The following is a 19956-nucleotide window of genomic DNA, read 5'->3' as shown; positions in this document are numbered from 1 at the left end:
CAGGGCTCACTTGTTAGGTCGCCCTGTTCCCTTGCCGAAAGGAATCCGCATGCCTGCAACCTCGCCAACGCTGCCTCCGTGCGGCCCTGTCGAACGCGAACTCAGCCTGCGCGCCGTGATCACCGGGAGCGTGCTCGGTATCCTGCTGACGCCCTCCAATGTGTACGCCGGGTTGAAGATCGGTTGGTCGTTCAGCATGTCGATCATTGCCCTGCTGGTCGGTTATGCCATCTGGCAAGGCCTGGCCCGGCGCACTGCCGAGCCACTGCCGTGGACGCTGCACGAGAGCAATATCAACCAGACCGTCGCCTCGGCAGCGGCGTCGATCATCTCCGGCGGGCTGGTCGCGCCGATCCCGGCCTACACGCTGCTGACCGGTAACCAACTGGACGCTCTGCCGATGATCGCCTGGGTGTTCTCGGTGAGCTTCCTGGGGATCTGGATCGCCTGGTACCTGCGGCCCTCGTTGCTGAATGACAAGGCACTGAAGTTCCCCGAAGGCATGGCCACCCTCGAAACCCTCTTGCACATCTACAACCACGGGCGCGAGGCCGCGACACGCTTGAAGGTGCTGCTCGGCGCCGCGCTGTTGTCGGGGCTGGTGAAGTGGGTGGACACGTTTTGGTGGGCGATCCCGCGCTGGGCGCCGAGCGCATCGCTGGAGCGCCTGACCTTCACCGCCGACCCGTCGTTACTGCTGGTGGGGTTTGGCGGCATCATCGGTATTCGCGTAGGCCTGACCCTGTTGCTGGGGGCCTTGCTCGCGTGGGGCGGCCTCGGCCCTTGGCTTTTGGCGCAGCACCTGGTGACGTTGCCGGCCGACAGCAGTGGCCCGCAGTTCGCGGCGTTGGTGGAGTGGTTGCTGTGGCCGGGCGTGAGCCTGATGGTGTGTTCCACCTTGGCGTCATTGGCGATTCGCTTGTGGGCGTTGCGCGCCGCCACCCAGGCGGCGGGCGGGCGCACCTGGAGCGTGCCCCGGCCAGGGCCGGCTGCGGGGTTCGTGTTATCGATCGTATTGGTCGTTTGCCTGCAGGCGGTGTTGTTCGGCATCAACCTGTGGATGGCATTGTTGACGATTCCCTTGGCGATCTGCCTGGCCGCCGTGGCCGCGCGGGTCGTGGGCGCCACCGGTATTCCGCCGATCGGCGCCATCGGGCAGCTGTCTCAATTGAGCTTTGGCATCGTCGCGCCCGGCCAGGTGCCGATCAACCTGATGAGCGCCAACACCGCCGGCGGCTCGGCCGGGCAATGCACGGATCTGATGAACGACTTCAAGGTGGGCAAGGCGATTGGCGCCACGCCGCATAAGCAGGTGATCGCGCAGATCCTGGGGATTTTCATCGGCAGCATCGTCGGGGTGTTCGCCTACCTGGCACTGATTCCGGACCCGCACGCCATGCTGCTCACGGAAGAATGGCCGGCGCCGGCGGTCGCCACCTGGAAAGCCGTGGCGCAAACCCTGACCCATGGCCTGGAGTCACTGTCCACCAGCATCCGCTGGGCGATTGCCATCGCGGGCCTGGTTGGCGTACTGCTGGGCATTCTCGACAGCACACTGTCTACCCAGCGGGCACGCTACCTGCCCAGCGCTGCTGCCCTGGGCCTGGCCTTTGTGTTGCCGGCGTCGGTGTCACTGATGATGGCGCTCGGCGCCAACCTCACCTGGCTGGTGAGCTGCCGCTGGGCGAGCCTCACCGAACGCTTCGCCATTACCGCCGCCGCCGGGTTGATTGCGGGGGAGAGCATCACCGGCGTCGGCGCGTCGTTGTGGGCCATGGTGAATGGCTGATCACGTCTGTCTAGCGCTGTTGCAGGGCGATTTTCAGCCCCAGGCCCATGAACAGCGTGCCGATGATTTTGCCTTCCCAGCGCCGCAGCCGGGCCAGGCCTTTGATCATGCGGCTCAAGGGGCGAATCGAGAGTGAAATCAGGCTGGTGTAGACCGCGCTGAGTCCCGAGAAAATCAGGCCCAGCACCACGAACTGGAGCAGGGACGAGCCGGATTGCGGGTGGACGAACTGCGGCAGGAAGGCCAGGAAGAAAATCGCGGTTTTCGGGTTCAGCACCTCGGCGCCCACCGCCTGGAAAAACGCCTGCGTCGGCGCCACCTGCGGCAGGTCTGCGCGTGCGTGGGTGCTGGTCTTGGCCATGAACGCGCGCACGCCCAGGTAGACCAGATAACAGGCACCCGCCCACTTCACCAGATTGAACGCGGTGGCGGAGGTCATCAGGATCGCCGATAAACCCAGGGCCGCGCCGAGCGTGTGGATCAAGTCGCCCGTGGCCACCCCCAGCCCGGTCGCGATACCGGCCTGGCGTCCACCCTGGACGGTACGAGTGATCACCAGCAACACGGCAGGACCGGGGATCAGGAACAGGCCGATGACCACGGCTATATAGGTGATGAGCGCGGTGAGTTCAAACATGGCGAGCTGTCCAGTTGAAGGCAAGGCCCTCAGTTATCCTCAGGTTTGGCATGAATGCAATACTGTTTGATTCAGGGCACTCCACGGCGACGGCGTAGTCTTGTTCTAGACACCCCTCACTCTCGTCCTGCGGAGCTTGCCATGATCACGGTCCACCACCTAAACAACTCGCGCTCACAGCGCATCCTGTGGCTGCTCGAAGAACTGGGCCTGCCTTACGAGATCAAGCGCTACCAGCGCGACCCGAAAACCAACCTGGCGCCGCCGGAACTCAAGGCCATCAACCCGCTGGGCAAATCCCCAGTGATCGAGGACGGCGCGCTGGTCCTGATCGAATCCGCCGCGATCATCGACTATCTGATCCGCCGCCACGGCGCAGGCCGCCTGCAGCCCGATCCTGCCACGGCCACCTACGACAAGTACGTGCAATGGCTGCACTTCGCCGAAGGCTCGGCGATGCTGCCGTTGATGCTCAACCTCTACGTCGGCCGCCTGGGTGAGGCGGGCGCGCCGTTGCACCCACGGATCGAGTCGGAGCTGGCCAACTACCTGGGCTATTTGAACGATGTGCTGGCGGATTCGCCTTACCTGGTAGGGGATGAGTTGAGCGGCGCGGATATCCAGATGAGCTTCATCGGTGAAATCGCCAAGGCCCAGGGCAAGCTCCAGGCCTACCCGAACCTGGCGGCGTGGGTGCAGCGCTTCCAGGCGCGACCTGCGTACCGCAAGGCGGTGGAGCAGGGCGGCGAGTACGCGTTTGCCAAATAAACTCAGCGCAGGCGAGGCCTATCCGCCTCGCCCCTAGCGTTTTACTGCGGCGCTAATGCCTGGCCTGCAAACCGCTTCAGCGAAAACGCCGACAGGTCCAGGTCGCTCGAACCGCGGATACACCACTGCGCAAATGCCTCGCCCAGTGCAGCCGAGTGCTTGAAGCCGTGCCCCGAGCACGGCGACACCACCAGGGTGTGCTGCAGCGTGGGGTGCTGGTCGATGATGAAATGGTGATCCGGCGTCACCGTGTAGGCACACACCGCCGACTTGACGACTTTGGACGTGACCCCGGCAATACGGCCTCGTACCTGCTGCGCATACATTGCCTGCTCCTCAGCGGCCGAGACCGTGCGGTCGAGTGTTTCGGGGGTGGACGCGGTGTGGTACTGCGCCGTGGCAATCTTCAACGTGCCCTCGCCGGGCAATGCCGGGAAACCGTAGTTGGTATTGCCCTCGCCCTGGCCGTGCGTGAGGATGTAGGTCGGTGATTTCCCCACCAGGTCGGCCCCCGGCTCAAGCTCGAACCAGAACAGCTGTTGCCGATACACCTTGAGCAGTTGATCAAACGGCGCGCCAAGCAGGCCACCGGCCCAGTTGCCCGCACTCACCACCAACTTGTCGGCCTGCAGCGTGCGCTGGTCGGTGGTCACGGTGACGCCGTGTTCATCCGCGCGGATAGCGGTCACGGTCTCGCCCTTGTACAACGTGGCGCCGTGCTGTTCAGCCAACCGGAGTTGCACCTCGATGCAACGCTCTGGCCGCACAAAGCCGCCGCCCGGTTCGTAATAGCCGATGGCGCTGTCCGCCACGTGGGCGAATTGCGCAAAGCGCTGGCGAATCTGCGCCGCGTCCAATACTTCATGTTCGATGCCGTAGGTGTTCGCCAGACCAATGGTGCGCAAGGTGAAGTCCGATTCATCGCTGGGGTCGAAATCATCGCGGGAGGTCAGTACCAGCAACCCGGATTGTTCGAACAATGCCTCCCCCGACGCGGCCTCAAGCTCACGCCAGATACGGTGCGAGTTGCGCACGATGGGCACGTACTGCGCGCCTTCACCCACCGACAGCCGCGTGATGCGGGTGTCGCCATGGCTGGAGCCGAAGGTATGGGGCGGATGATGACGGTCGATGCCGGCGACCTTTACCCCGGCCTTGGCCAATTGGTACACGGTGGCGGCACCCATGGCGCCCAGGCCGATGACCAGCGATTCATAACGTTCCACTGTCGATACTCGCTAGAGAGGGAGGGCGCTTAGTTGAGGGCAACGGCGGCTAAAACACAATGGGGGGCGGGATGTTTCAGGCCGGTCAATGTGCGCTTGGGCGAAACCGCGGAATGTTTTTGCGAGGTGCCGAGCTTTGCGTTGCCGGTGAAGGGCTCACCGGCAACCGATAACGCTGCCGGTCAGCGCACCACGTCCAACGCGGTAATTTCATTCACATAGTGAAATTCGCTCGACGTCGATTCCAGCGTCAACGCGACGCCCAGGTCCTCGATGAAGGCGCGCGAGGTTTTGTAGTCGCCCTGGTCGCACGCGAGCCGGATGGCGTCCCCGGTCAGCGTGGCAAACACCTGGCGCGCCGGGAAACGCTCGCCGACCTTGCAGGTCAAGGTTGTGTCGTTCGGTTTGTCGGTGGGCTTGGCCGGCACATTGACCATGCTCAGGTGAGCGGTCAGCGTCTGGCCCGGCGTCCAGCTGGTCGGCAGCTTCAGCTCGGCTGTGCGGGTTTGCAGGACCCGCCCGTCACCCACGCCGTTCATCTTCGATTTCAGCTGGATCAGGTCGGCCTGCATCAGGCGGTCGACGTTGAAGACCGGCCCGTAGACCTCGTTCTTCACCAGCAGGCCGCCCTCGGCCTTGAGCGTCACCGATGTCGGCGAATCCTCGCTGCCGTCGCCCTTCTTGGACAGGTAGGTGTAGCTCAGCGTCTTGAACTTGGGTTGCAGCAGCGGCGAGTCGAGGCGTTGCAGCACGGCAGCCGGCACCTCGACATCGCCGAGGCTGGTTTCAACCTGGGTACGCGGGTAGTCGACCGGCGCGATGTCGGGTCGCAACATCGCCAGCAGCGCCGCGTTGACCCCACCCTGCACCGAACAACTGATCCGCGACTGCGTGCCTTGCTTGCCTTCCGGTTCGATGATCAGCACGCGCTCGACATTGCGCGTGCCCGGCGCCTTGCCTGGCTGGGGCTTGATCGAGCGCCAGCTGTTGCCGACCTTGAGCTCGCTGCGCGTGTATTCGTGTTCGCCTTTGAACAGGAAATTCGGTTGGTCCAGCAACGGCGCCAGGCGCTGAGCCACTTCATCGATATTGCCCTGCGCAATGAAACCCCAGTAATAGTAGAGGCCCAGCGGGCCGAGGTCGGCGACCTCGTCGTTATAGGCCAGCAGTTTCAACCCGGCGATCGGCGGCGGGCTGACCGGCACGGCGTTGGCGTTGCGGTTGGTGCGATCTTTCACCGCGATCCAGGTGTAGTTCTTTTCCTGCTTGAGCGGCGCATAGGCCTGCCAGGCATCGCGATGGGTGTTCAAGCTGCTGAAGAAACTCGCGTCGCAACGGGCGAAGGCCTTGAGCGTGTCGGTCAGGGCGGCGTCATCGGCGTGGGCGAAGGACGGTGCCAACAGGGCGCAGGCGAGGACGAGGGCGGACGCAGGCAACTTCATCGGGCGGGATTTCCGTATCGAGGCGGGGAGGTGGGCATTATCCAGAAATTGAGCGCCAGCGCAGTCAAAATGTAGGCATTGTCGAGCGTGTCGCCTTTCAGCCCAGGCGTACACGCCAGTCACCGCCGTGCTGCAGGCGGCATTCTTCTTCGCTGTCAACGCGTACGCAGCGGTCCAGGCGCACCGCGCCGGCTTCGGCAGCGGCCAGCGCAATGCCGGTCAACTCACGCAGGCGCTGGTCAGTGCCGGTGGCGAGAGCCAGGTCTTTGCTGGCGCGGGTGTCGAACACCCAGATCACCCGCAGGCTTTGGGGGAAGGCGGCGTAGTCGACGGTGTGGGTCAGCCACTCGAAGCCGCGGATTTCGGCTTTGGCGGTTTCGCAGGCGTCGGTGAGGGTGGCGACGAGGCGGCGTTCCAGGCGCGTGGCTTCGCGTGGGGTCAAGGGCATGCGGGACTCCGGGATGTCATGTGTTTTTCACGAGGAGGTCCCAGACTAATGGGCTGGTTGCATTGTGCAAATCCATTTCAAGGAAAGTGCCCTCATGGACGACGCTGTTACCTATCGACTTGCCACGCTCGATGACGCACTGAGCCTGTGTGAACTGGGGCAAGTGCTCTGCGACGTGCACCATGCTGCGCGGCCCGATATCTATGCGGCGCCCACCGAGGATTTTTCGCGCGATCTTGCCCATTGGTCTGGCCGGTTCGAAAAGGCGGGCCAGATTGTCTTCATCGCGCATGCGGGCCTTGAGGCCGTGGCCTTTATTACCGCCAGCCTCTCAGCCAGCAGTGGGCCGCTGATGCAGCCGCAGACTGTCGCGCGTGTAGGCTCGGTGTGCGTAGCCGAAGCGTATTGGGGCCAAGGTATTGGCCGCCACCTGATGGGCCTGGTTAAAAACTGGGCGCTGGTCAATGACGCGCAAGATTTGCGCCTATCGGTGTGGTCGTTCAATGAACGTGCCGTGCGCATGTACACCGAGTTGGGGTTTGAGAGGCGTGCGCTGGAGATGGGAATGCGTCTGTAGCGCGGGCCGTCGACTACACCGGCGCCCTTAATGCGCTGATGATGAACGCGTGCAGGCTATTCACCGCCTTGGACCCGCGCGAGGCGCGGCTGCGCAGGATCGAAACTTCCATCGGCGCGATAGTGCCCAGGCCATGCTCAGCGCTCAACACCTGCAGCGATGGCTGCACGGTGCACTGGGTGATCGCGGCAATCGCGAGGCCGCCCTCGACGGCGGCCACCTGGCCGGCGAGGCTGGAACTGTTGTAGACCACCTTGTATTGGCGCCCCTGCTGGGCCAATGAATTCACCGCGTAACGCCGCGCCAGGCTTTCACTTTCGTAGACCGCGATAGGCAGCGGGTCTCGCCGCCACAGTTCGAACTGCGGCGAGCCCACCCACACCATCGGCTCCTTGAACAGAAAGGTGCCGCTGTGGGACGAGTCGCGGGACACCAGCGCAAGATCAAGATCGCCGCTGCGTAGACGCGGGATCAGCGTGGTCGACTGTTCACAGGTGAGTTCGATTTCGACCCCTGCGTAGCGCGGCGAAAAACGCTTGAGCACCGGTGTCAGGTAACTGGCGGCGTAGTCCTCTGCAACGCCGAGGCGGATGCGTCCGGTCAATGCCTCACCGTTGAAGGCCGCCTGGGTCTCGGCGTGCAGGGCAAGCATTCGGCGCGCGTAGCCCAGCAGCGTCTGGCCGTCATCGGTGAGTTGTAGGTGCCGGGGACCACGGTTCAACAGCGGGCGCCCCAGTGCGGCTTCGAGTTTCTTCATCTGCATGCTGACGGCGGACTGCGACCGGTTAACCTCCTGGGCGGCGCCAGAGAGCGACCCCGCGTCCACCACGGCGACGAAACATTTGAGCCAATCAATCTGCAGATCGCTGGACGGCATTGCACTTACCTGTATTCGTTAATCGAATGGCTGCGACGTGAATAATGCGCTTTTCAGGGTGATTGTTCACTCGCAAGATAGGCGCTTGCCCCCTATTTGCAGGATCTGATCATGCCATTCGACACGTGGCTGCTGTACCTGGTGACCTGCTGCGGCATTGCCGTGGTGCCAGGACCCAATGCGTTACTGGTGCTGACCCATGGCGCCCTTCACGGCAGCCGCAGGACGTTGTTCACCATCAGCGGCGGCGTGCTCGGCTTTGCCCTGGTGCTGACGCTGTGCGCGCTCGGCCTGGGCGCACTGATCAAGGCCTCGGCCACCTGGTTCACGGCCTTGAAGGTGGTCGGCGGGCTGTATCTGATCTGGCTGGGGTTTGGCCTGTGGCGGTCGCCGCCGGTGAGCCTCGAGACCACTGCGACACCAAGCCTGCGCCGCTGGCCGTTGTTTCGCCAGGGGCTGGTTTCGGCCCTCTCGAACCCCAAGGCATTGCTGCTGTTCACCGCGTTTATCCCGCCATTCCTCGACCCGCACCGCAGCATCATTGCGCAGACAGCCGCCATCGCGCTGACCTACGCCGTCGTGGAGTTCGCGGTGGAATACCTGGTCGCCAGCGCCGCGCACCGAGTGCGCCCTTGGCTGGCCCGAACCGGGCGCCGCTTCAATAAAGTCTGCGGCGGTTTTTTTGTGCTGTTCGGGCTGGCCTTGCCGGCGCATAGCTGAAGGTCGTTGGCCTTAGAAGTTGTCGCCCCATTTGCACAACTTGCTGTCGCCCAACGGTTCGAAGCTGAACGAGCGTGTGCCCACCTGCATTCTCTTGAGGATCACCGCGCAGCTACCAAGCCCGGCCGCCTGCAGTTCGTAGTCCGCGCCAGCAACAGGCACAAAAGTGAACATGTTGTAGCAACGATTGCCGATGTAATGAAACGCGATGGGCTGCCCGGCGGGCACCAGCAGCTCGCTCTCCACGGTGGAGGGTAACTGCACGGCGGTGGGCTGCATGCCGAGCTTTTCACCGTTGCGATCAGCATAGCCGTCGCGCTGCGCCACCATCACCCCCGCGCCAGGCAGGCGAAAGTTGATGCAGTCCGACTTGGGCACGGCGCGGACCATGCCGTCGCTGATCACTCGCACGCGGGCAGTGTCGCCGCTGGTGGGCGATGAGTAGGGAGTGGAGAAGGAGCGGACATCCGTCAGCGCTCCACACCCGCTGAGCAATGCCAGTAGGCTGATTCCGACAAGCGAGTTAAGCGCGCGCGGTGATGTGTACATGAGGTGCTCCCTGCGGATTGCGGTCAAGAACGCCCTTTTTTCAGCGCAAAAGGGCCAGCACGAAAGTGGCTGCACACACAGCAGCCATTGTGTACCAGGCCCGGTCGGCTTATTGCCCGGCCTGGCTGACAGGGGGCACGTTGCGGGTGTGATAATCGCCCGACGCGTCCTGGATGCAGTAATTGGGGGAAATCGGCTTTTCCTCGCCGGCTTTCAACTCAACCACCTCATTGCGGCACGTTGTCTTGAATGTTTGCGACTGGAATGCCTGCCGGATTTCATAGTCGGCGCCTGCGCGTGGCACAAAACTCACGGGCGCTGAAGAGCAACTGGACCCGGACGTGACGAACGCCACAAACGCGATCAGCGGCTGCCCGGCCGGGACCACATGTTCATCGAAGTACCTGCGCGTCTCATCGATCTTCGCGCTGACCGGGGAGGGAGGCATGCCGATGACATTGTTCTGGTAGTCGGAAGGCCACATGCCGAAGATATCGCCGCTCTGACCGCTGGGCACGATACGCGAAGGATTCCATCCTTGCGGCCGTTCGCGGGCCGCCAGCGCTTTTACATAAGTGTCGTTGAAATACTGCTCGCAGCTTTGGCCGGAGACAAAACCTGCGTAGGCCCCTTGCCCGCTGATCAGGCGGATGCGCGCCGTACTGGCGGGGTCGTACTTGGCCATCTCGGCCGGGTCCTGGACATCGGTTTTCTTGAAGGTGCAGCCCCCGACAGCCAACGGCACGATGAGCAACAGCCCCAGGCGTGCGATGACAGTGCCCAAGCCGGTATGAATTGATGAGCGCTTGCTGGCGTCCTGCTTCATTATTTTCTCCCTGTTAGTGGCGCAACCTTTGATGACGGGGTTTGGGCAGGCGTTTGCCCTCAAAGTTCGCGGGCTCGCGTTGGATTGGGCAAAGAAAGCCGGGCGGCTGCCTTTCCTCTGTGCCGATGTGTCGCGCGTACAGTCCGCCCTGTTATTCTGATTCAGCAATCCGGGGTGTAGATAAGATGCCATACGGCATTAAGCGACAGGAATGTCGGCTAATTGATAGTTAGGGAAAACTGAGTATGCGTCGCTTAATAGCCCATGGGTTTGTGTTTGTCAGCATTGCGATATTCTGTTCCGGCTGCACGTCTTATTCGTCCCAGCCGACAATCAACGAACCCGCTGCACCCGAAACAAAAGAAATCATCCCCAGCTTCAGTTACGCAATAAACTCCCCCTGGAAAGCCAGTCGCTTCGGCAAGGACGCCTACGCAGCGACACTCAAGGTTATTCCCGATGCCCAGGATACGGGCTTCAGCCTTGCCGCCCCGAGCCTGCCGGCATTAGAAATAAAGATCTCGGAGTTTTCATCTGGCGGCGCGTGCGGACAAGAGTACTTGACGGGCCTGAGCCTGGGCTTGATCCCCAGTTGGTGTACGCGGACAAACCTTTTCAAGTTTGATTTTATATTGAACAAGGATCAGCGCTTTTGCAGGCAGAAAACCTACTCGATCAACTCCACGTCGTTTTCACATCTCACCATGATTCCGTTTGCACTCTTCAATACGGACAATCAGCCATTGACGCTCTATCAGGCGGCGCTTAAAGATTTCCTTCGGACAGGTCAATGTGCGACGCCTTGAGCGGCTGCGGCTACGAGAGGGGCTCATACCAAGCGTTGGGGCGTTCGAAATTTATCTCTGTTGATCGGTAGCTTCTGGCCTATACGCCCGGCTAGCCACCAGGGGCATTGATGAAGTCAGGTCAGGCATATCCCGGCGGAAGGCGAGTTGCCACTTGCTCCCAGCATCTTCTGATTTCTTTGATAATGCTGCCGTCACCCTGTTTTTTCGTAGAGACCTCACACACCGACAAATGCTCTAACAGCCACTCATCTGTCCAGCCCGCCCATTCACCTGCAATGGATTTGAGGTTTGCTTCAAGTGCCGGGAAAACTTCACCCCATAGGATGCTGTGAATTTCCTGGGGCGAATAGCCTGTTTCCACGACTACGCGAGCGACATAGTCAAACGTCGAGTCGGTGATCTCTGTATCGAGGAAAAATTCTGAAAGTGCCTGCCAGATCTTCAGGCGGTTTGTGTCGACAGTTTCCATGCAATATCCCGAAGCTGGATGGCGCCCAGAGGCCAGTGGGTAGGGTAGCCGAAAAAGCGTTGAGACAGATATTGGGTGTCAGGACGGGCTGCTTTAGGCACAAAGCGGCTTGTCGTGAAGGGTAGCAATCGGCCAATAGCTGCCATTCATTCGCGTCTACAGAACCAGGGGGCAATTCACCGCCTCGGTTAGCCTGTTACGAGGGGCTGCAAACGGAACTCCAGGGTGTTCAGGACGACTTTGTCATTGACACCTCGGGGCAGCTCCGGATCGGTGGGGGAGTACGCTTTCCTGCGCCCGCACATCAAGTTCAGGCATTAAATATTTCTTATGAAAGGTCGATATACAGTTACAGACAACAACAGCGAGTGCCAGCAATGGATTTTTTGCGATATTTTAAAAGATTTTTTCCACGGAAAAATTCAGTCCCAACTCAGGCTGCGGCGGTTCCACCAGCCCCTATCGTCACTCCTAGAAAACCAAATCCAGAGCCGCCAAGCTTGGATTCTGATCATGCGGAGCAGCTGCGTCGAGTTGGTGGGTTAACGGTGGCCCTACACAAGAACGATATGGAACTGGATCTTCTAGACTGGGGGTACCTAGCTAGTTCAAACGGGGAAGTAACGCTAACGAAGAAAGGAAATGAATGGATAGCGGCTAGTGGCGCTTGGTCCCCACATCGACATCCAAGTATTGATCGATAAACATGTATGGACACTGAATTGCTTTGGTCCCCTGATTGTGAGGTGGTCTTCGTAAAGGGCTGCTAACGGCCAAGAGCGGCCTTTCAGAAAGGCCAGCTAACGAGCTGTTACTCGGAAAATAACCCCGTCTCCTTTCCTACAGCGATGGCTCCATCATTACCCGTCACATTGGATCTTTCTTTATCAAAGTGCCGCTCTAGACTGGCTCCTACCCCTTGGCCAATCGGAAGCAAACCCATGTCCGCCCCCGACTTCGACTGCCAACCCGATCTGTGCGGAAGTACCCTGAGGCTTAGACCTCTGGCAGGCAGTGATTTTGAAGGTATGTTTCAGGCCGCGGCTGATCCAGATATCTGGGGCGGTCATCCCGCCAGGGATCGCTATAAACGCGAGGTGTTCGAGGCGTACTTCGCCTCCCTACTCGCCACGAAGAAGGCGCTCGCCGTCATTGATATTGCCTCGGGGGATATCGTTGGCACATCAAGCTACTACACGCCGCCGGATCTACCGAACAGCATTGCCATCGGTTTTACATTTCTGGTGCGTGCGAAGTGGGGTGGCAATTCCAACCGCGAGCTTAAGCAGTTGATGCTGGAGCATGCATTCAAGGCTTACGACATCGTCTATTTCCACATAGCGACTACGAACATTCGTTCGCAAACGGCCACGATGAAGTTGGGTGCGGTGCACTTGTATGATGCCGAACTGAAAATATCCGCCGCGCCTGCCTTGGCGAAGTGTTACGGACTAACGCGCGCTCAATGGAAGACGTCGCGGGGGTGAAAGGGGCGGTCACTCATCTATGGATGTACCAACCCAAAACCTGCGACTCGATGCCTCCGGCGACTGTCCTTGCCCCTAGCCCCCCACGGCCGATGCCGACGTGTGGGAGAAACCCGGCGCCAGTCACCAGGATGTGGTTGCTTCCATGTTGGCGTGTGGTGAACAAAATGGCTCCGGCGTTGATCCCAAGGCCAGCTTCCAAGAAAGGGCCGAGCGATTTGTATGTATGAAGCGTGCGGGCTATACCCGGCGTTGCGGTTTCGACATCTGTGCATTCCTCCCCAAGGAGCCGTTGAAGGCCTGTGAGTCGGCGCAATGAAGCCTATTGAAAACCCCGTAGGCTGAGTTGCCCCCAGTATCTATAGCTACATTCAGCTGACTGATTTCGAGCCGCCCAATGGCGTCGTCTACATGGATTTAACCGATACCACATCCACGTACTTGTACTTCTTCCTGGCAGCCTTCACCGCCTCCTGCTCAGCAAGCAACGAGCTCAACGTATCGGCCTCGTGAATCAACTCGATCATTTTCCCCTCAAACTCGTTTCCAACACGCAACGTGACCCTCAGCCTGGGCGTAAATGCTTTCGCCACCTTCTTCTTGGCCGCTGGAGCGACCACGGGTTTCGCGGGCGCAACGTCTTCCACAGGCGCCTTTACTAGAGGAGCAGAAACCTGCTCTTCGGGCTGAGGCGTACCGAATAGAGCACGACGCATTTCTTCTTCAGTTAATTCAGTGTTCATAGAACATCTCAAAGGGGGCGGTAATCAGCTCGATGTATTCTACTAGGATGGCTGCTCCAGCGTGTGCTCTGGAAGCCTGGGTGACCACTGTGAATTCGGGCTACGTGCTCGCAATATTTCAGCGTAGTAGCGGGTGTGCAGCCTATATTGCACCCGCACGGGCGGGTAAGTTTTAAGCTTGTCACAGCAATGAGGGGGAGTTGTGCGCATCTTTTCCCGTCGAAGGTTCCCTGACAAGCTGCTCCTCCACCTACAGTCAGGTACGATCCTGACGACTCATCAACAACTGAGATCGTGTAATGCAAGATGGCTGCTGGCCCTTTCATCTCTTCGGTGCCAATTTCGCCACTGAGGCCGAGGCGCAGAAGTTTGTGTTTGAACATTGGGAGCCAGAGCCGCCTGAAGGCGCGAGCGAAGCCGAGTACGATGTGTGGGAAGAACGCAATCCAACCTGGCGACTGGCGGAGGATCTTGGGTTCTACATGGATTCAGACTTCGTTGAGCTTGCCGCCACTGCGGAAGACGTCATAGCGCAAATCCGCAGTCAGTCCGAAAGAGCGCTGATCGTCTCCAAAGCAGGAGAATTCACGCATTTTATCATTGTGGGTTCGAATGCCATCTGGGGCGACCGTCGTTCGACCTCTTCCCAAGTAGAACCGCTGGTGCGCTTGCCGCAGAGCACTGGAACTATTTCATATCTCGGTATGTTCAACTCAATTTGACTGCCAGAAAGGGCGCGTCCGTGGTCGGACAGTTACTGCGGTATATGACTGAGTGTTTTCGGCCCGGAGTCGGTTCACAAAGGGCAGAAATTGGCCGAAATCAGCCCCTTTCTCCTCCCATCCGGTCTACCATGCCACCCCGGCAGTGGTTTCACGCGCTACCGTTCTCTTTCCTTAAAGGTACCGCTCATGACCATCGACCAGATCTCCCTGCCTAAAGGCGTAGGCCCCCACGCCACCAAGCTCCTCGACGCCATCACCGGCGCATCCACCCATGAAGAACTCAACCGCGCCGGCGGCAAGGCCGAGGGTTTTGTGTTGGGGTTGGAGTCCGCCAAGGCCATCAAGAGCCAGATCGCCGAGTCGTTGTATGTGGCTTACGATGACGCTGCCAGTCACCGCGCCAGCGAGTTGAAGGGCTGACTTTCAGGGACACTGCGCGCGCACGTCCGCTAGACTGGGCGCCTTATATTTCAGGATGAAATGCTCATGCTTAAAGTTGTCGTCGCGTCACTGCTGTTGAGCGCTTCCGTCTGTGCTTCGGCGGGGACGAGCGTTGATGTCTCGAAGATTTACGGCAATATCCAGTTTGTCGATAGTTATCCCGACTATAAGGTCAAGGTGGTGAACAGCTACCCCGACCTCAAGGTGCAGCAGGTCGATCACTATCCTGACTCCGCCGGCAAATGGAAAACGGTCGATCACTACCCCGACTACAAGATCCAGATCGTCGATCACTACCCCGATTTCACTATTCAGTACGTGGATCACTACCCTGGCGTTAACTGAGGGCGGCGCTTCCGGCCGCTCAGTCACGAAAAGCCAACGGTGAAGGGTTGTTGATCACCCAGGAGTCTCCATGACATTGACCGTCGAAACCCTGCTCGAACTGGCCATGGCCAACCCCATCAATGCCGAAATCATCGCGCGTCTGCCGGCCCTGGGCCTGGATCAGTGTTTTCTGACGGCGGGCTGTCTGTTTCAGGCGGTGTGGAATCATCAGTCGAACCTGCCTGCAGATCAGGGCGTTAAGGACTACGACGTTTTCTATTTCGACACCGACTTGTCCTACGAGGCTGAGGACAAGGTCATTCGTGCGGCCGAGCAGTTGTTCCAGGACCTTGGCGTTCATGTCGAATTGAAGAACCAGGCGCGGGTGCACCTATGGTATGTGCAGCGCTTTGGCCGGCCCTATCCGCAATTGCACACGGCCAAGCAGGGGATTGATCGCTACCTCGTGGCGGGCACCTGCATCGGCGTGGAAATTGCGACGGGTGAGGTGTATGCGCCTTACGGGCTGGAGGATGTGGCGCAGGGCGTGCTGCGGATCAATCCGCTGCATGCGGAGCCTGAGTTGTTTGCGCAGAAGGCCAGGAGTTATCAGGCACGCTGGCCATGGCTGAAGATTGTGGCGCCTGGCTAGCGTGAGTGTGGCGGTGATGCTTGTACGGTGTGGGTCGGTAGGGCGTGGCGATCCCTTCGCAGCCTCGCTGGGGCTCGACAGCTCTCACAGTTGATCGTGGTCACGGCTGAAATCCCATCTTTAGACATACTGGAATGCAGCAGCCCCCTGTAGGAGCTGTCGAGCCCCAGCGAGGCTGCGAAAGCGGTATGTCAGGCGATAAAGGTACCCCGCATTGCCAGTGCCCATCTGTAGATCGGCAGTGAACTTTTACCCGTGTGCGACACGTCCAAGCTTGAAATGCTCAGCCAAGGACCGACCATGACTTTCTTCATCTTCCTGCTCGCCTGCGCCGCCGCCGCCAGTACCGGCATTATCTTCAAGCCCGGGGCCTGGTACGACTCCCTGGTCAAACCCGGTTTCACCCCACCCAATTGGTTGTTTCCGGTGGCGTGGACGATCATCTACCTGCTGCTGGCCTGGGCCGGCTACCGCTTGAGCCTGATCCCCGGCAGCCAGGAAGTGCTGGCGTTGTGGGCGGCGCAGATCGCCTTGAATACGCTGTGGACGCCGGTGTTTTTCGGCGCACATCGCATCCTCGCCGGAATGGTGGTGATCGTGTTGCTGTGGATCACCGTGGCGACGATGGTGGTGCTGGCAGTGCGCCTGGACTTGATCACCGGGTTGATCCTGTTCCCTTACCTGGCGTGGCTGTGTGTGGCGGCGGCGCTCAACTTCTCGATCCTGCGGAATAACCGTTGATGGCCTGCAAACCTTGGCCTGCCAGTGAGGCTGAACTGGCCCAGATGCGCCGCTTCAATCAGAAGCTCGCCTGGTTGCCGCGTTTCAAGATCCGTAATCGCGTCACGCCGCGCTTGATCCAGGCACTGCTGCGCGTCAGCCAGACGCTAAAGAAGGCGCCAGATGCAGAGCGCAAGCTTGTAGGATCGGTGCCCGTGCGCATTCTGCGGCCGAGCGGCAAGCCCAAGGGCGTGGTGCTGGATATCCACGGCGGCGGTTGGGTCATCGGCAATGCGCAGATGGACGACGACCTCAACCTCGGCATGGTCAACGCGTGCGATGTGGCGGTGGTGTCGGTGGATTATCGGCTGGCGGTCGATACGCCGGTCGAAGGGCTGATGGACGACTGCCTGACGGCCGCTCGTTGGTTGCTTACCAACGATGAGTTTGCCGACCTGCCGGTGATCGTCGTCGGCGAATCGGCCGGGGGGCACTTGGCTGCGGCGACATTGCTGGCGTTGAAAGAATGGCCGCAATTGCTCCAGCGGGTGAGCGGGGCGGTCTTGTATTACGGTGTCTACGACCTGACCGGGACCCCGAGCGTACGCTCGGCGGGGCCCGATACGTTGCTGCTGGACGGGCCGGGCATGGTCGAGGCATTGCGCATGCTGACGCCGGGCTTGAGCGATGATGAGCGTCGGCGGCCGCCGCTGTCACCGTTGTATGGCGACTTGGAGGGCCTGCCGCCGGCGTTGATGTTTGTCGGGGAGCTGGACCCGTTGAAGGATGACACGCTGATGCTCGCTGAGCAGTGGCCGGGCGCTGAGGCGCATCTGTTGGCGGAGTCGTCGCATGGGTTTATTCATTTTCCGGTGGCAATGGGCGCGGGCGTGCTTGCCTACAGCCGAGAGTGGATTACCCGGACCATCGAGGTTTCGTCTTAGGCAGGCGGAAAGTCTTCGTAGGATTTTGGAAGGTAGCCCCAAATCCGCCTGCCAGGTTTCTCGCCGCGACCGTGGCGTGGATAATCTTGCGGTTTTTATCGTTCTGGCGCGCGTCGGCCATTGGCAGTTCAGTCATCTTCAGTCCTTTTTGTTCGTATCCACGACTGTGACCTTACTGGCACCCAGTTCGGTCAGCCTTCCGTCGAGTGCCTTGAGCAGCCTGATCGAGCCGGCATCGTATTCCTTGAGCTGACGGCTCGCGGTATCCCTGTCGCTGTTCACGGCAAGAATCATCTCCATCAACCCATCAGGTTTTCCGGCTTTGATGTCTTCGTCGATGATGTCCTGGGTCACTGTCATGCTTCGTACGGTGTACTCGGTATCGGCCGCGAGCTTCTGGAGGTTATAGCGCCTGACTGCCGGGTCTTCCTTATCATTGCCTGTGTGGGTCGGGCCCATGGGGACGTCGTCCAAGTCAATCAGCGTATCGGCCATGTCTTTGCCAAAGTACCGCTCCAGCTTGAAGTGCTGAACAATCATTCTCTGATGCCAGCGGCGCTCGAATGCCATGTATTCGCGCCAAGGGCCTTGGGAGAACTCTTTCCACCCGGTTTCATGCGTTGCGCTGATCAACTTGTCCAGCGCGTTGTAACCATCATCCAGGATAGCCACGGTTTCTTGCACCGTGTTTTGTGCCGCATCCAGAAATTGGCTCGCCTGCGCCCGCGCCTCTTGGCGTGATTGCAGGGCGTAGGTACCGGCCAGCGTGAGTAGTGAAGTCAGGACAGCGGTAACAACCGCGGTCACAAGAGAGTTTTCGGCCATCAGGATGCTCCATTTCAGCCAGGTGTTCAGGCGCTAATCGTCTGCTCGTACGAGGCGCTCATCAGTGTGCCGCGCTCACCCCACGCCTCTTGCGCAAGATCCTGGATAATCTCCTGCAGTGTCTCAATGTTTGTCGCAGGGGCGCTGATGCATGCCAGGCGTCCGGGCGACCAATCGATGACGTCACATTGAGGGTACTTGGCCAACAGCGTCGACAGGGCTGCCTTCGGCGACTCCGCACCTGTGTACATAAAGTCAAAATACGCCTCGGTGGTGTCTTGCAGCGGGTACACCAACACCCAGGCATCCGGAGGGTTTTGGAACCACAGGGTGACATAACGGTGGGCCCATTCCGGCCCGTCTTCGGTCATGTGGCGCAGCACGTCGATGATCGACCGGCAGCCGAGGAGGGGGACGGAGGAGGACATGGGCCGTTCCTGTTGTAGAGGTGGCGCGCAGATATACCACGCCACGCCGTCCGGCTAAAACGATCCCCTTTTTCCGACAAGCCGGGTAACCTCTCGCCTCCCACAATCAAGCCAAGGAAAGCACGTGAAGGTTCTTCAAGGATTCATCGGTTTGTCGGCGCTGTACCTGCTGGCCGGTTGCGAGCAAGTCACTGAGAAAGCCGTGCGCTTCGACGTGCCCTACGGCTACTACGAGACCGCCTGGCGCCAGGACGTGACCGAGAAGGGCCAGTTGACCTGCAAGGTGACCACCGACACCCAGGACCGTGGCGAGAAGTGGGTGCCATCGGTGATCCTCGCGGCCGCTGAGGATGCTGCCGAAGACGATACGTTGTTTCTTTCCAGCTACACGCCCGCCGACACTGACCTGCGCTTGTTCCAGGTGCGCACCTTCAACAAGGCGGAGCCGGTGATCGACACGTTTTTCCATCGGGCTCCCGATCAAAACGGTGTGTATACGCTGCGCCTGACCTGGCAAGCCGATGGCGCCATCGGCTACCAGGTCGAAAACGGCAGCACCTGGGAAGAGAAGAAGTTCGTCCAGAAGCCGGGTTTTCGCGTGCGCCATGTGAGCGTGCATGCGTCGGGAATGAAGGGCAATGCAGTGTGTGAGTTGCGCCAGTAAGTGCTGCTGGAGCTGCTGCCAATGCTGATCCATTGAACTTAAAACTTGATCGATGAGTCAGGTTAATCAGCAGCTCTTCTTCCATGACAAGGACTCCTCCCATGCGCGAATACACCCTCAACTACTTGTTCAACGACGAACCCCGCACCCATGTGTTCGAGCTCAAACAGCCCGACCTGCCGGTGCATGAGGCGGCGTTGCACTTGCTGCAGTTGCATTTCGGTGATGCGGAAAATGGCTTGATCCTGCCGCCTGCGGATGCAGCGCCGGAGGAAATTCTCGAGCAGGCGCAGGTGGTGGGGATTACGCAGATCGAGGTTGCATGAGCCCAAGGCCGATCATTCGGGCGGTCACGACGGCGGATATCCCTGAGGTACTGGCGTTCGTGCTGGGGGCCCGTGCCGAGCTTTTCCCCAAGCTCGACGCGACAGGGATGCCGGCGGACCTGGCGCATTTCGAGGCTATTTATGTGCAGGGTGATGGGCGATTTCTGGTTGCCTGCGATCGAGGCCAGATCGTCGCTGCCATTGGCTATCTGCCTTACGACGGTCGTTTCCCACAGTTGAATTACCAGGGCCAAAAGACCGTGGAGGTGGTGCGCCTGTTTGTGCTGCCGGCGTTTCGCCGCTTGGGTCTGGCGCGCGCGTTGTACCTTGCGTTGGAGGCGCAGGCTAAGGCGGATCGGGTCGCGGTGATGTACCTGCACACCCATCCGTTTTTGCCTGGGGCGATTGATTTTTGGCTTCGGCAGGGGTTCGAAGTGGTGGATGTGGACGCGGACCCGGTGTGGCGCACGACGCATATGCAGCGCACCCTCTAACACCGCCAGTGTAGACGCCGGCAAGCCGGCTCCTACCGTTGAG

At 60.1% G+C, this 19956-nt stretch carries 26 protein-coding genes; 15 read left to right on the top strand and 11 right to left on the bottom strand.

The genetic code is table 11. The annotated features are described in order from the left end of the window. The first annotated feature begins 49 nt into the window (after nt 1-49). Nucleotides 50-1789, top strand: a complete 1740-nt coding sequence (locus tag AC07SI_RS25165; protein ID WP_495006700.1) for an OPT family oligopeptide transporter — start codon at nt 50-52, stop codon at nt 1787-1789. A 10-nt stretch (nt 1790-1799) separates the two neighbouring features. Here the strand turns inward: AC07SI_RS25165 and AC07SI_RS25160 are convergent, their stop codons facing one another. Beyond that, complete coding sequence (locus tag AC07SI_RS25160) at nt 1800-2426, bottom strand: LysE family translocator (protein ID WP_495006699.1); 627 nt, start codon at nt 2424-2426, stop codon at nt 1800-1802. Between the two features lie 141 nt (nt 2427-2567). Here AC07SI_RS25160 and AC07SI_RS25155 point away from each other — a divergent pair, with 141 nt between their 5' ends. Next, nucleotides 2568-3194, top strand: a complete 627-nt coding sequence (locus AC07SI_RS25155; RefSeq protein ID WP_065904430.1) for a glutathione S-transferase family protein — start codon at nt 2568-2570, stop codon at nt 3192-3194. A 41-nt stretch (nt 3195-3235) separates the two neighbouring features. Here AC07SI_RS25155 and solA read toward each other — a convergent pair whose 3' ends face one another. The 3 genes from solA to AC07SI_RS25140 all read right to left on the bottom strand — a co-directional run bounded on the left by solA (nt 3236) and on the right by AC07SI_RS25140 (nt 6310). Then, entirely contained in the window at nt 3236-4420 is a 1185-nt protein-coding gene (gene solA / locus AC07SI_RS25150; protein WP_083221397.1) for an N-methyl-L-tryptophan oxidase, read from the bottom strand. Between the two features lie 182 nt (nt 4421-4602). After that, a complete protein-coding gene (locus AC07SI_RS25145) occupies nt 4603-5862 on the bottom strand; it encodes a hypothetical protein (RefSeq protein ID WP_495006698.1) in 1260 nt (419 codons plus the stop codon). Between the two features lie 97 nt (nt 5863-5959). After that, a complete protein-coding gene (locus AC07SI_RS25140) occupies nt 5960-6310 on the bottom strand; it encodes a hypothetical protein (RefSeq protein WP_495006697.1) in 351 nt (116 codons plus the stop codon). Between the two features lie 94 nt (nt 6311-6404). Between AC07SI_RS25140 and AC07SI_RS25135 the strand changes: the two genes are divergently transcribed. Next, nucleotides 6405-6887 carry a GNAT family N-acetyltransferase gene (locus AC07SI_RS25135; protein WP_495006696.1) on the top strand — a complete coding sequence of 161 codons (483 nt, stop codon included), beginning with the start codon at nt 6405-6407 and terminating at the stop codon, nt 6885-6887. 13 nt (nt 6888-6900) lie between these two features. On the opposite strand, the gene AC07SI_RS25130 is transcribed toward AC07SI_RS25135, so the two are convergent. Continuing rightward, nucleotides 6901-7764 carry a LysR family transcriptional regulator gene (locus AC07SI_RS25130; RefSeq protein ID WP_065904438.1) on the bottom strand — a complete coding sequence of 288 codons (864 nt, stop codon included), beginning with the start codon at nt 7762-7764 and terminating at the stop codon, nt 6901-6903. Nucleotides 7765-7875: 111 nt separating this feature from the next. Between AC07SI_RS25130 and AC07SI_RS25125 the strand changes: the two genes are divergently transcribed. After that, a complete protein-coding gene (locus AC07SI_RS25125) occupies nt 7876-8484 on the top strand; it encodes a LysE family translocator (protein WP_065904440.1) in 609 nt (202 codons plus the stop codon). A 12-nt stretch (nt 8485-8496) separates the two neighbouring features. Here AC07SI_RS25125 and AC07SI_RS25120 read toward each other — a convergent pair whose 3' ends face one another. Both AC07SI_RS25120 and AC07SI_RS25115 read right to left on the bottom strand, forming a co-directional pair. After that, the gene (locus AC07SI_RS25120; RefSeq protein ID WP_106803150.1) at nt 8497-9033 is read right to left on the bottom strand and encodes a hypothetical protein; all 537 of its coding nucleotides are present in this window, start codon (nt 9031-9033) and stop codon (nt 8497-8499) included. A gap of 109 nt (nt 9034-9142) precedes the next feature. Further along, complete coding sequence (locus AC07SI_RS25115; RefSeq protein ID WP_495006695.1) at nt 9143-9859, bottom strand: hypothetical protein; 717 nt, start codon at nt 9857-9859, stop codon at nt 9143-9145. Nucleotides 9860-10104: 245 nt separating this feature from the next. Here AC07SI_RS25115 and AC07SI_RS25110 point away from each other — a divergent pair, with 245 nt between their 5' ends. Continuing rightward, entirely contained in the window at nt 10105-10665 is a 561-nt protein-coding gene (locus AC07SI_RS25110; protein WP_495006694.1) for a hypothetical protein, read from the top strand. A 121-nt stretch (nt 10666-10786) separates the two neighbouring features. On the opposite strand, the gene AC07SI_RS25105 is transcribed toward AC07SI_RS25110, so the two are convergent. Further along, nucleotides 10787-11137, bottom strand: coding sequence for a DUF7079 family protein (locus tag AC07SI_RS25105; RefSeq protein ID WP_106803153.1), 351 nt, complete (start codon nt 11135-11137; stop codon nt 10787-10789). Between the two features lie 941 nt (nt 11138-12078). On the opposite strand from AC07SI_RS25105, the gene AC07SI_RS25100 reads away from it, so the two are divergent. Continuing rightward, on the top strand, nt 12079-12624 hold the full coding sequence (locus tag AC07SI_RS25100) for a GNAT family N-acetyltransferase (RefSeq protein ID WP_495006693.1): 546 nt from the start codon (nt 12079-12081) through the stop codon (nt 12622-12624). A gap of 407 nt (nt 12625-13031) precedes the next feature. On the opposite strand, the gene AC07SI_RS25095 is transcribed toward AC07SI_RS25100, so the two are convergent. Then, the gene (locus tag AC07SI_RS25095) at nt 13032-13367 is read right to left on the bottom strand and encodes a hypothetical protein (protein ID WP_282396839.1); all 336 of its coding nucleotides are present in this window, start codon (nt 13365-13367) and stop codon (nt 13032-13034) included. 299 nt (nt 13368-13666) lie between these two features. Here AC07SI_RS25095 and AC07SI_RS25090 point away from each other — a divergent pair, with 299 nt between their 5' ends. The 6 genes from AC07SI_RS25090 to AC07SI_RS25065 all read left to right on the top strand — a co-directional run bounded on the left by AC07SI_RS25090 (nt 13667) and on the right by AC07SI_RS25065 (nt 17176). Then, nucleotides 13667-14089, top strand: coding sequence for a hypothetical protein (locus AC07SI_RS25090; RefSeq protein ID WP_495006692.1), 423 nt, complete (start codon nt 13667-13669; stop codon nt 14087-14089). 189 nt (nt 14090-14278) lie between these two features. Beyond that, nucleotides 14279-14512: a hypothetical protein gene (locus tag AC07SI_RS25085; protein ID WP_106803157.1), complete on the top strand. Its 234-nt coding sequence runs from the start codon at nt 14279-14281 to the stop codon at nt 14510-14512. 66 nt (nt 14513-14578) lie between these two features. After that, complete coding sequence (locus AC07SI_RS25080) at nt 14579-14878, top strand: 7(1) septoil knot domain-containing protein (RefSeq protein ID WP_495006691.1); 300 nt, start codon at nt 14579-14581, stop codon at nt 14876-14878. 70 nt (nt 14879-14948) lie between these two features. Beyond that, nucleotides 14949-15512: a nucleotidyltransferase family protein gene (locus AC07SI_RS25075; RefSeq protein ID WP_106803158.1), complete on the top strand. Its 564-nt coding sequence runs from the start codon at nt 14949-14951 to the stop codon at nt 15510-15512. A gap of 300 nt (nt 15513-15812) precedes the next feature. Further along, nucleotides 15813-16253, top strand: coding sequence for a tryptophan-rich sensory protein TspO (tspO, locus tag AC07SI_RS25070; protein WP_065904475.1), 441 nt, complete (start codon nt 15813-15815; stop codon nt 16251-16253). Next, on the top strand, nt 16253-17176 hold the full coding sequence (locus tag AC07SI_RS25065; RefSeq protein ID WP_495006690.1) for an alpha/beta hydrolase fold domain-containing protein: 924 nt from the start codon (nt 16253-16255) through the stop codon (nt 17174-17176). Before tspO ends, AC07SI_RS25065 begins: the two co-directional genes overlap by 1 nt. Before the next feature lie 138 nt (nt 17177-17314). On the opposite strand, the gene AC07SI_RS25060 is transcribed toward AC07SI_RS25065, so the two are convergent. Both AC07SI_RS25060 and AC07SI_RS25055 read right to left on the bottom strand, forming a co-directional pair. Continuing rightward, a complete protein-coding gene (locus AC07SI_RS25060) occupies nt 17315-18001 on the bottom strand; it encodes a hypothetical protein (protein ID WP_495006689.1) in 687 nt (228 codons plus the stop codon). A gap of 26 nt (nt 18002-18027) precedes the next feature. Then, on the bottom strand, nt 18028-18429 hold the full coding sequence (locus tag AC07SI_RS25055) for a hypothetical protein (protein ID WP_495006688.1): 402 nt from the start codon (nt 18427-18429) through the stop codon (nt 18028-18030). A 124-nt stretch (nt 18430-18553) separates the two neighbouring features. On the opposite strand from AC07SI_RS25055, the gene AC07SI_RS25050 reads away from it, so the two are divergent. The 3 genes from AC07SI_RS25050 to AC07SI_RS25040 all read left to right on the top strand — a co-directional run bounded on the left by AC07SI_RS25050 (nt 18554) and on the right by AC07SI_RS25040 (nt 19913). Beyond that, nucleotides 18554-19093 carry a hypothetical protein gene (locus AC07SI_RS25050; protein ID WP_226939940.1) on the top strand — a complete coding sequence of 180 codons (540 nt, stop codon included), beginning with the start codon at nt 18554-18556 and terminating at the stop codon, nt 19091-19093. 101 nt (nt 19094-19194) lie between these two features. After that, on the top strand, nt 19195-19419 hold the full coding sequence (locus AC07SI_RS25045) for a hypothetical protein (RefSeq protein WP_213552772.1): 225 nt from the start codon (nt 19195-19197) through the stop codon (nt 19417-19419). After that, on the top strand, nt 19416-19913 hold the full coding sequence (locus AC07SI_RS25040) for a GNAT family N-acetyltransferase (protein ID WP_495006687.1): 498 nt from the start codon (nt 19416-19418) through the stop codon (nt 19911-19913). The genes AC07SI_RS25045 and AC07SI_RS25040 overlap by 4 nt, the downstream gene beginning before the upstream one ends. Nucleotides 19914-19956: the final 43 nt, after the last annotated feature.

The sequence above is a fragment of the Pseudomonas sp. GW821-FHT05D12 genome (genome assembly GCF_059419825.1).
This window is presented reverse-complemented; position numbering and strand designations above follow the sequence as displayed.

Bases quoted from the DNA above. Each gene is read 5' to 3' on its own strand.
- AC07SI_RS25165 (WP_495006700.1), top strand. From the start codon at position 50: ATGCCTGCAACCTCGCCAACGCTGCCTCCGTGCGGCCCTGTCGAACGC.
- AC07SI_RS25160 (WP_495006699.1), bottom strand. From the start codon at position 2,426: ATGTTTGAACTCACCGCGCTCATCACCTATATAGCCGTGGTCATCGGC.
- AC07SI_RS25155 (WP_065904430.1), top strand. From the start codon at position 2,568: ATGATCACGGTCCACCACCTAAACAACTCGCGCTCACAGCGCATCCTG.
- AC07SI_RS25145 (WP_495006698.1), bottom strand. From the start codon at position 5,862: ATGAAGTTGCCTGCGTCCGCCCTCGTCCTCGCCTGCGCCCTGTTGGCA.
- AC07SI_RS25140 (WP_495006697.1), bottom strand. From the start codon at position 6,310: ATGCCCTTGACCCCACGCGAAGCCACGCGCCTGGAACGCCGCCTCGTC.
- AC07SI_RS25135 (WP_495006696.1), top strand. From the start codon at position 6,405: ATGGACGACGCTGTTACCTATCGACTTGCCACGCTCGATGACGCACTG.
- AC07SI_RS25130 (WP_065904438.1), bottom strand. From the start codon at position 7,764: ATGCCGTCCAGCGATCTGCAGATTGATTGGCTCAAATGTTTCGTCGCC.
- AC07SI_RS25125 (WP_065904440.1), top strand. From the start codon at position 7,876: ATGCCATTCGACACGTGGCTGCTGTACCTGGTGACCTGCTGCGGCATT.
- AC07SI_RS25120 (WP_106803150.1), bottom strand. From the start codon at position 9,033: ATGTACACATCACCGCGCGCGCTTAACTCGCTTGTCGGAATCAGCCTA.
- AC07SI_RS25115 (WP_495006695.1), bottom strand. From the start codon at position 9,859: ATGAAGCAGGACGCCAGCAAGCGCTCATCAATTCATACCGGCTTGGGC.
- AC07SI_RS25110 (WP_495006694.1), top strand. From the start codon at position 10,105: ATGCGTCGCTTAATAGCCCATGGGTTTGTGTTTGTCAGCATTGCGATA.
- AC07SI_RS25105 (WP_106803153.1), bottom strand. From the start codon at position 11,137: ATGGAAACTGTCGACACAAACCGCCTGAAGATCTGGCAGGCACTTTCA.
- AC07SI_RS25100 (WP_495006693.1), top strand. From the start codon at position 12,079: ATGTCCGCCCCCGACTTCGACTGCCAACCCGATCTGTGCGGAAGTACC.
- AC07SI_RS25095 (WP_282396839.1), bottom strand. From the start codon at position 13,367: ATGAACACTGAATTAACTGAAGAAGAAATGCGTCGTGCTCTATTCGGT.
- AC07SI_RS25090 (WP_495006692.1), top strand. From the start codon at position 13,667: ATGCAAGATGGCTGCTGGCCCTTTCATCTCTTCGGTGCCAATTTCGCC.
- AC07SI_RS25085 (WP_106803157.1), top strand. From the start codon at position 14,279: ATGACCATCGACCAGATCTCCCTGCCTAAAGGCGTAGGCCCCCACGCC.
- AC07SI_RS25080 (WP_495006691.1), top strand. From the start codon at position 14,579: ATGCTTAAAGTTGTCGTCGCGTCACTGCTGTTGAGCGCTTCCGTCTGT.
- AC07SI_RS25075 (WP_106803158.1), top strand. From the start codon at position 14,949: ATGACATTGACCGTCGAAACCCTGCTCGAACTGGCCATGGCCAACCCC.
- tspO (WP_065904475.1), top strand. From the start codon at position 15,813: ATGACTTTCTTCATCTTCCTGCTCGCCTGCGCCGCCGCCGCCAGTACC.
- AC07SI_RS25065 (WP_495006690.1), top strand. From the start codon at position 16,253: ATGGCCTGCAAACCTTGGCCTGCCAGTGAGGCTGAACTGGCCCAGATG.
- AC07SI_RS25060 (WP_495006689.1), bottom strand. From the start codon at position 18,001: ATGGCCGAAAACTCTCTTGTGACCGCGGTTGTTACCGCTGTCCTGACT.
- AC07SI_RS25055 (WP_495006688.1), bottom strand. From the start codon at position 18,429: ATGTCCTCCTCCGTCCCCCTCCTCGGCTGCCGGTCGATCATCGACGTG.
- AC07SI_RS25045 (WP_213552772.1), top strand. From the start codon at position 19,195: ATGCGCGAATACACCCTCAACTACTTGTTCAACGACGAACCCCGCACC.
- AC07SI_RS25040 (WP_495006687.1), top strand. From the start codon at position 19,416: ATGAGCCCAAGGCCGATCATTCGGGCGGTCACGACGGCGGATATCCCT.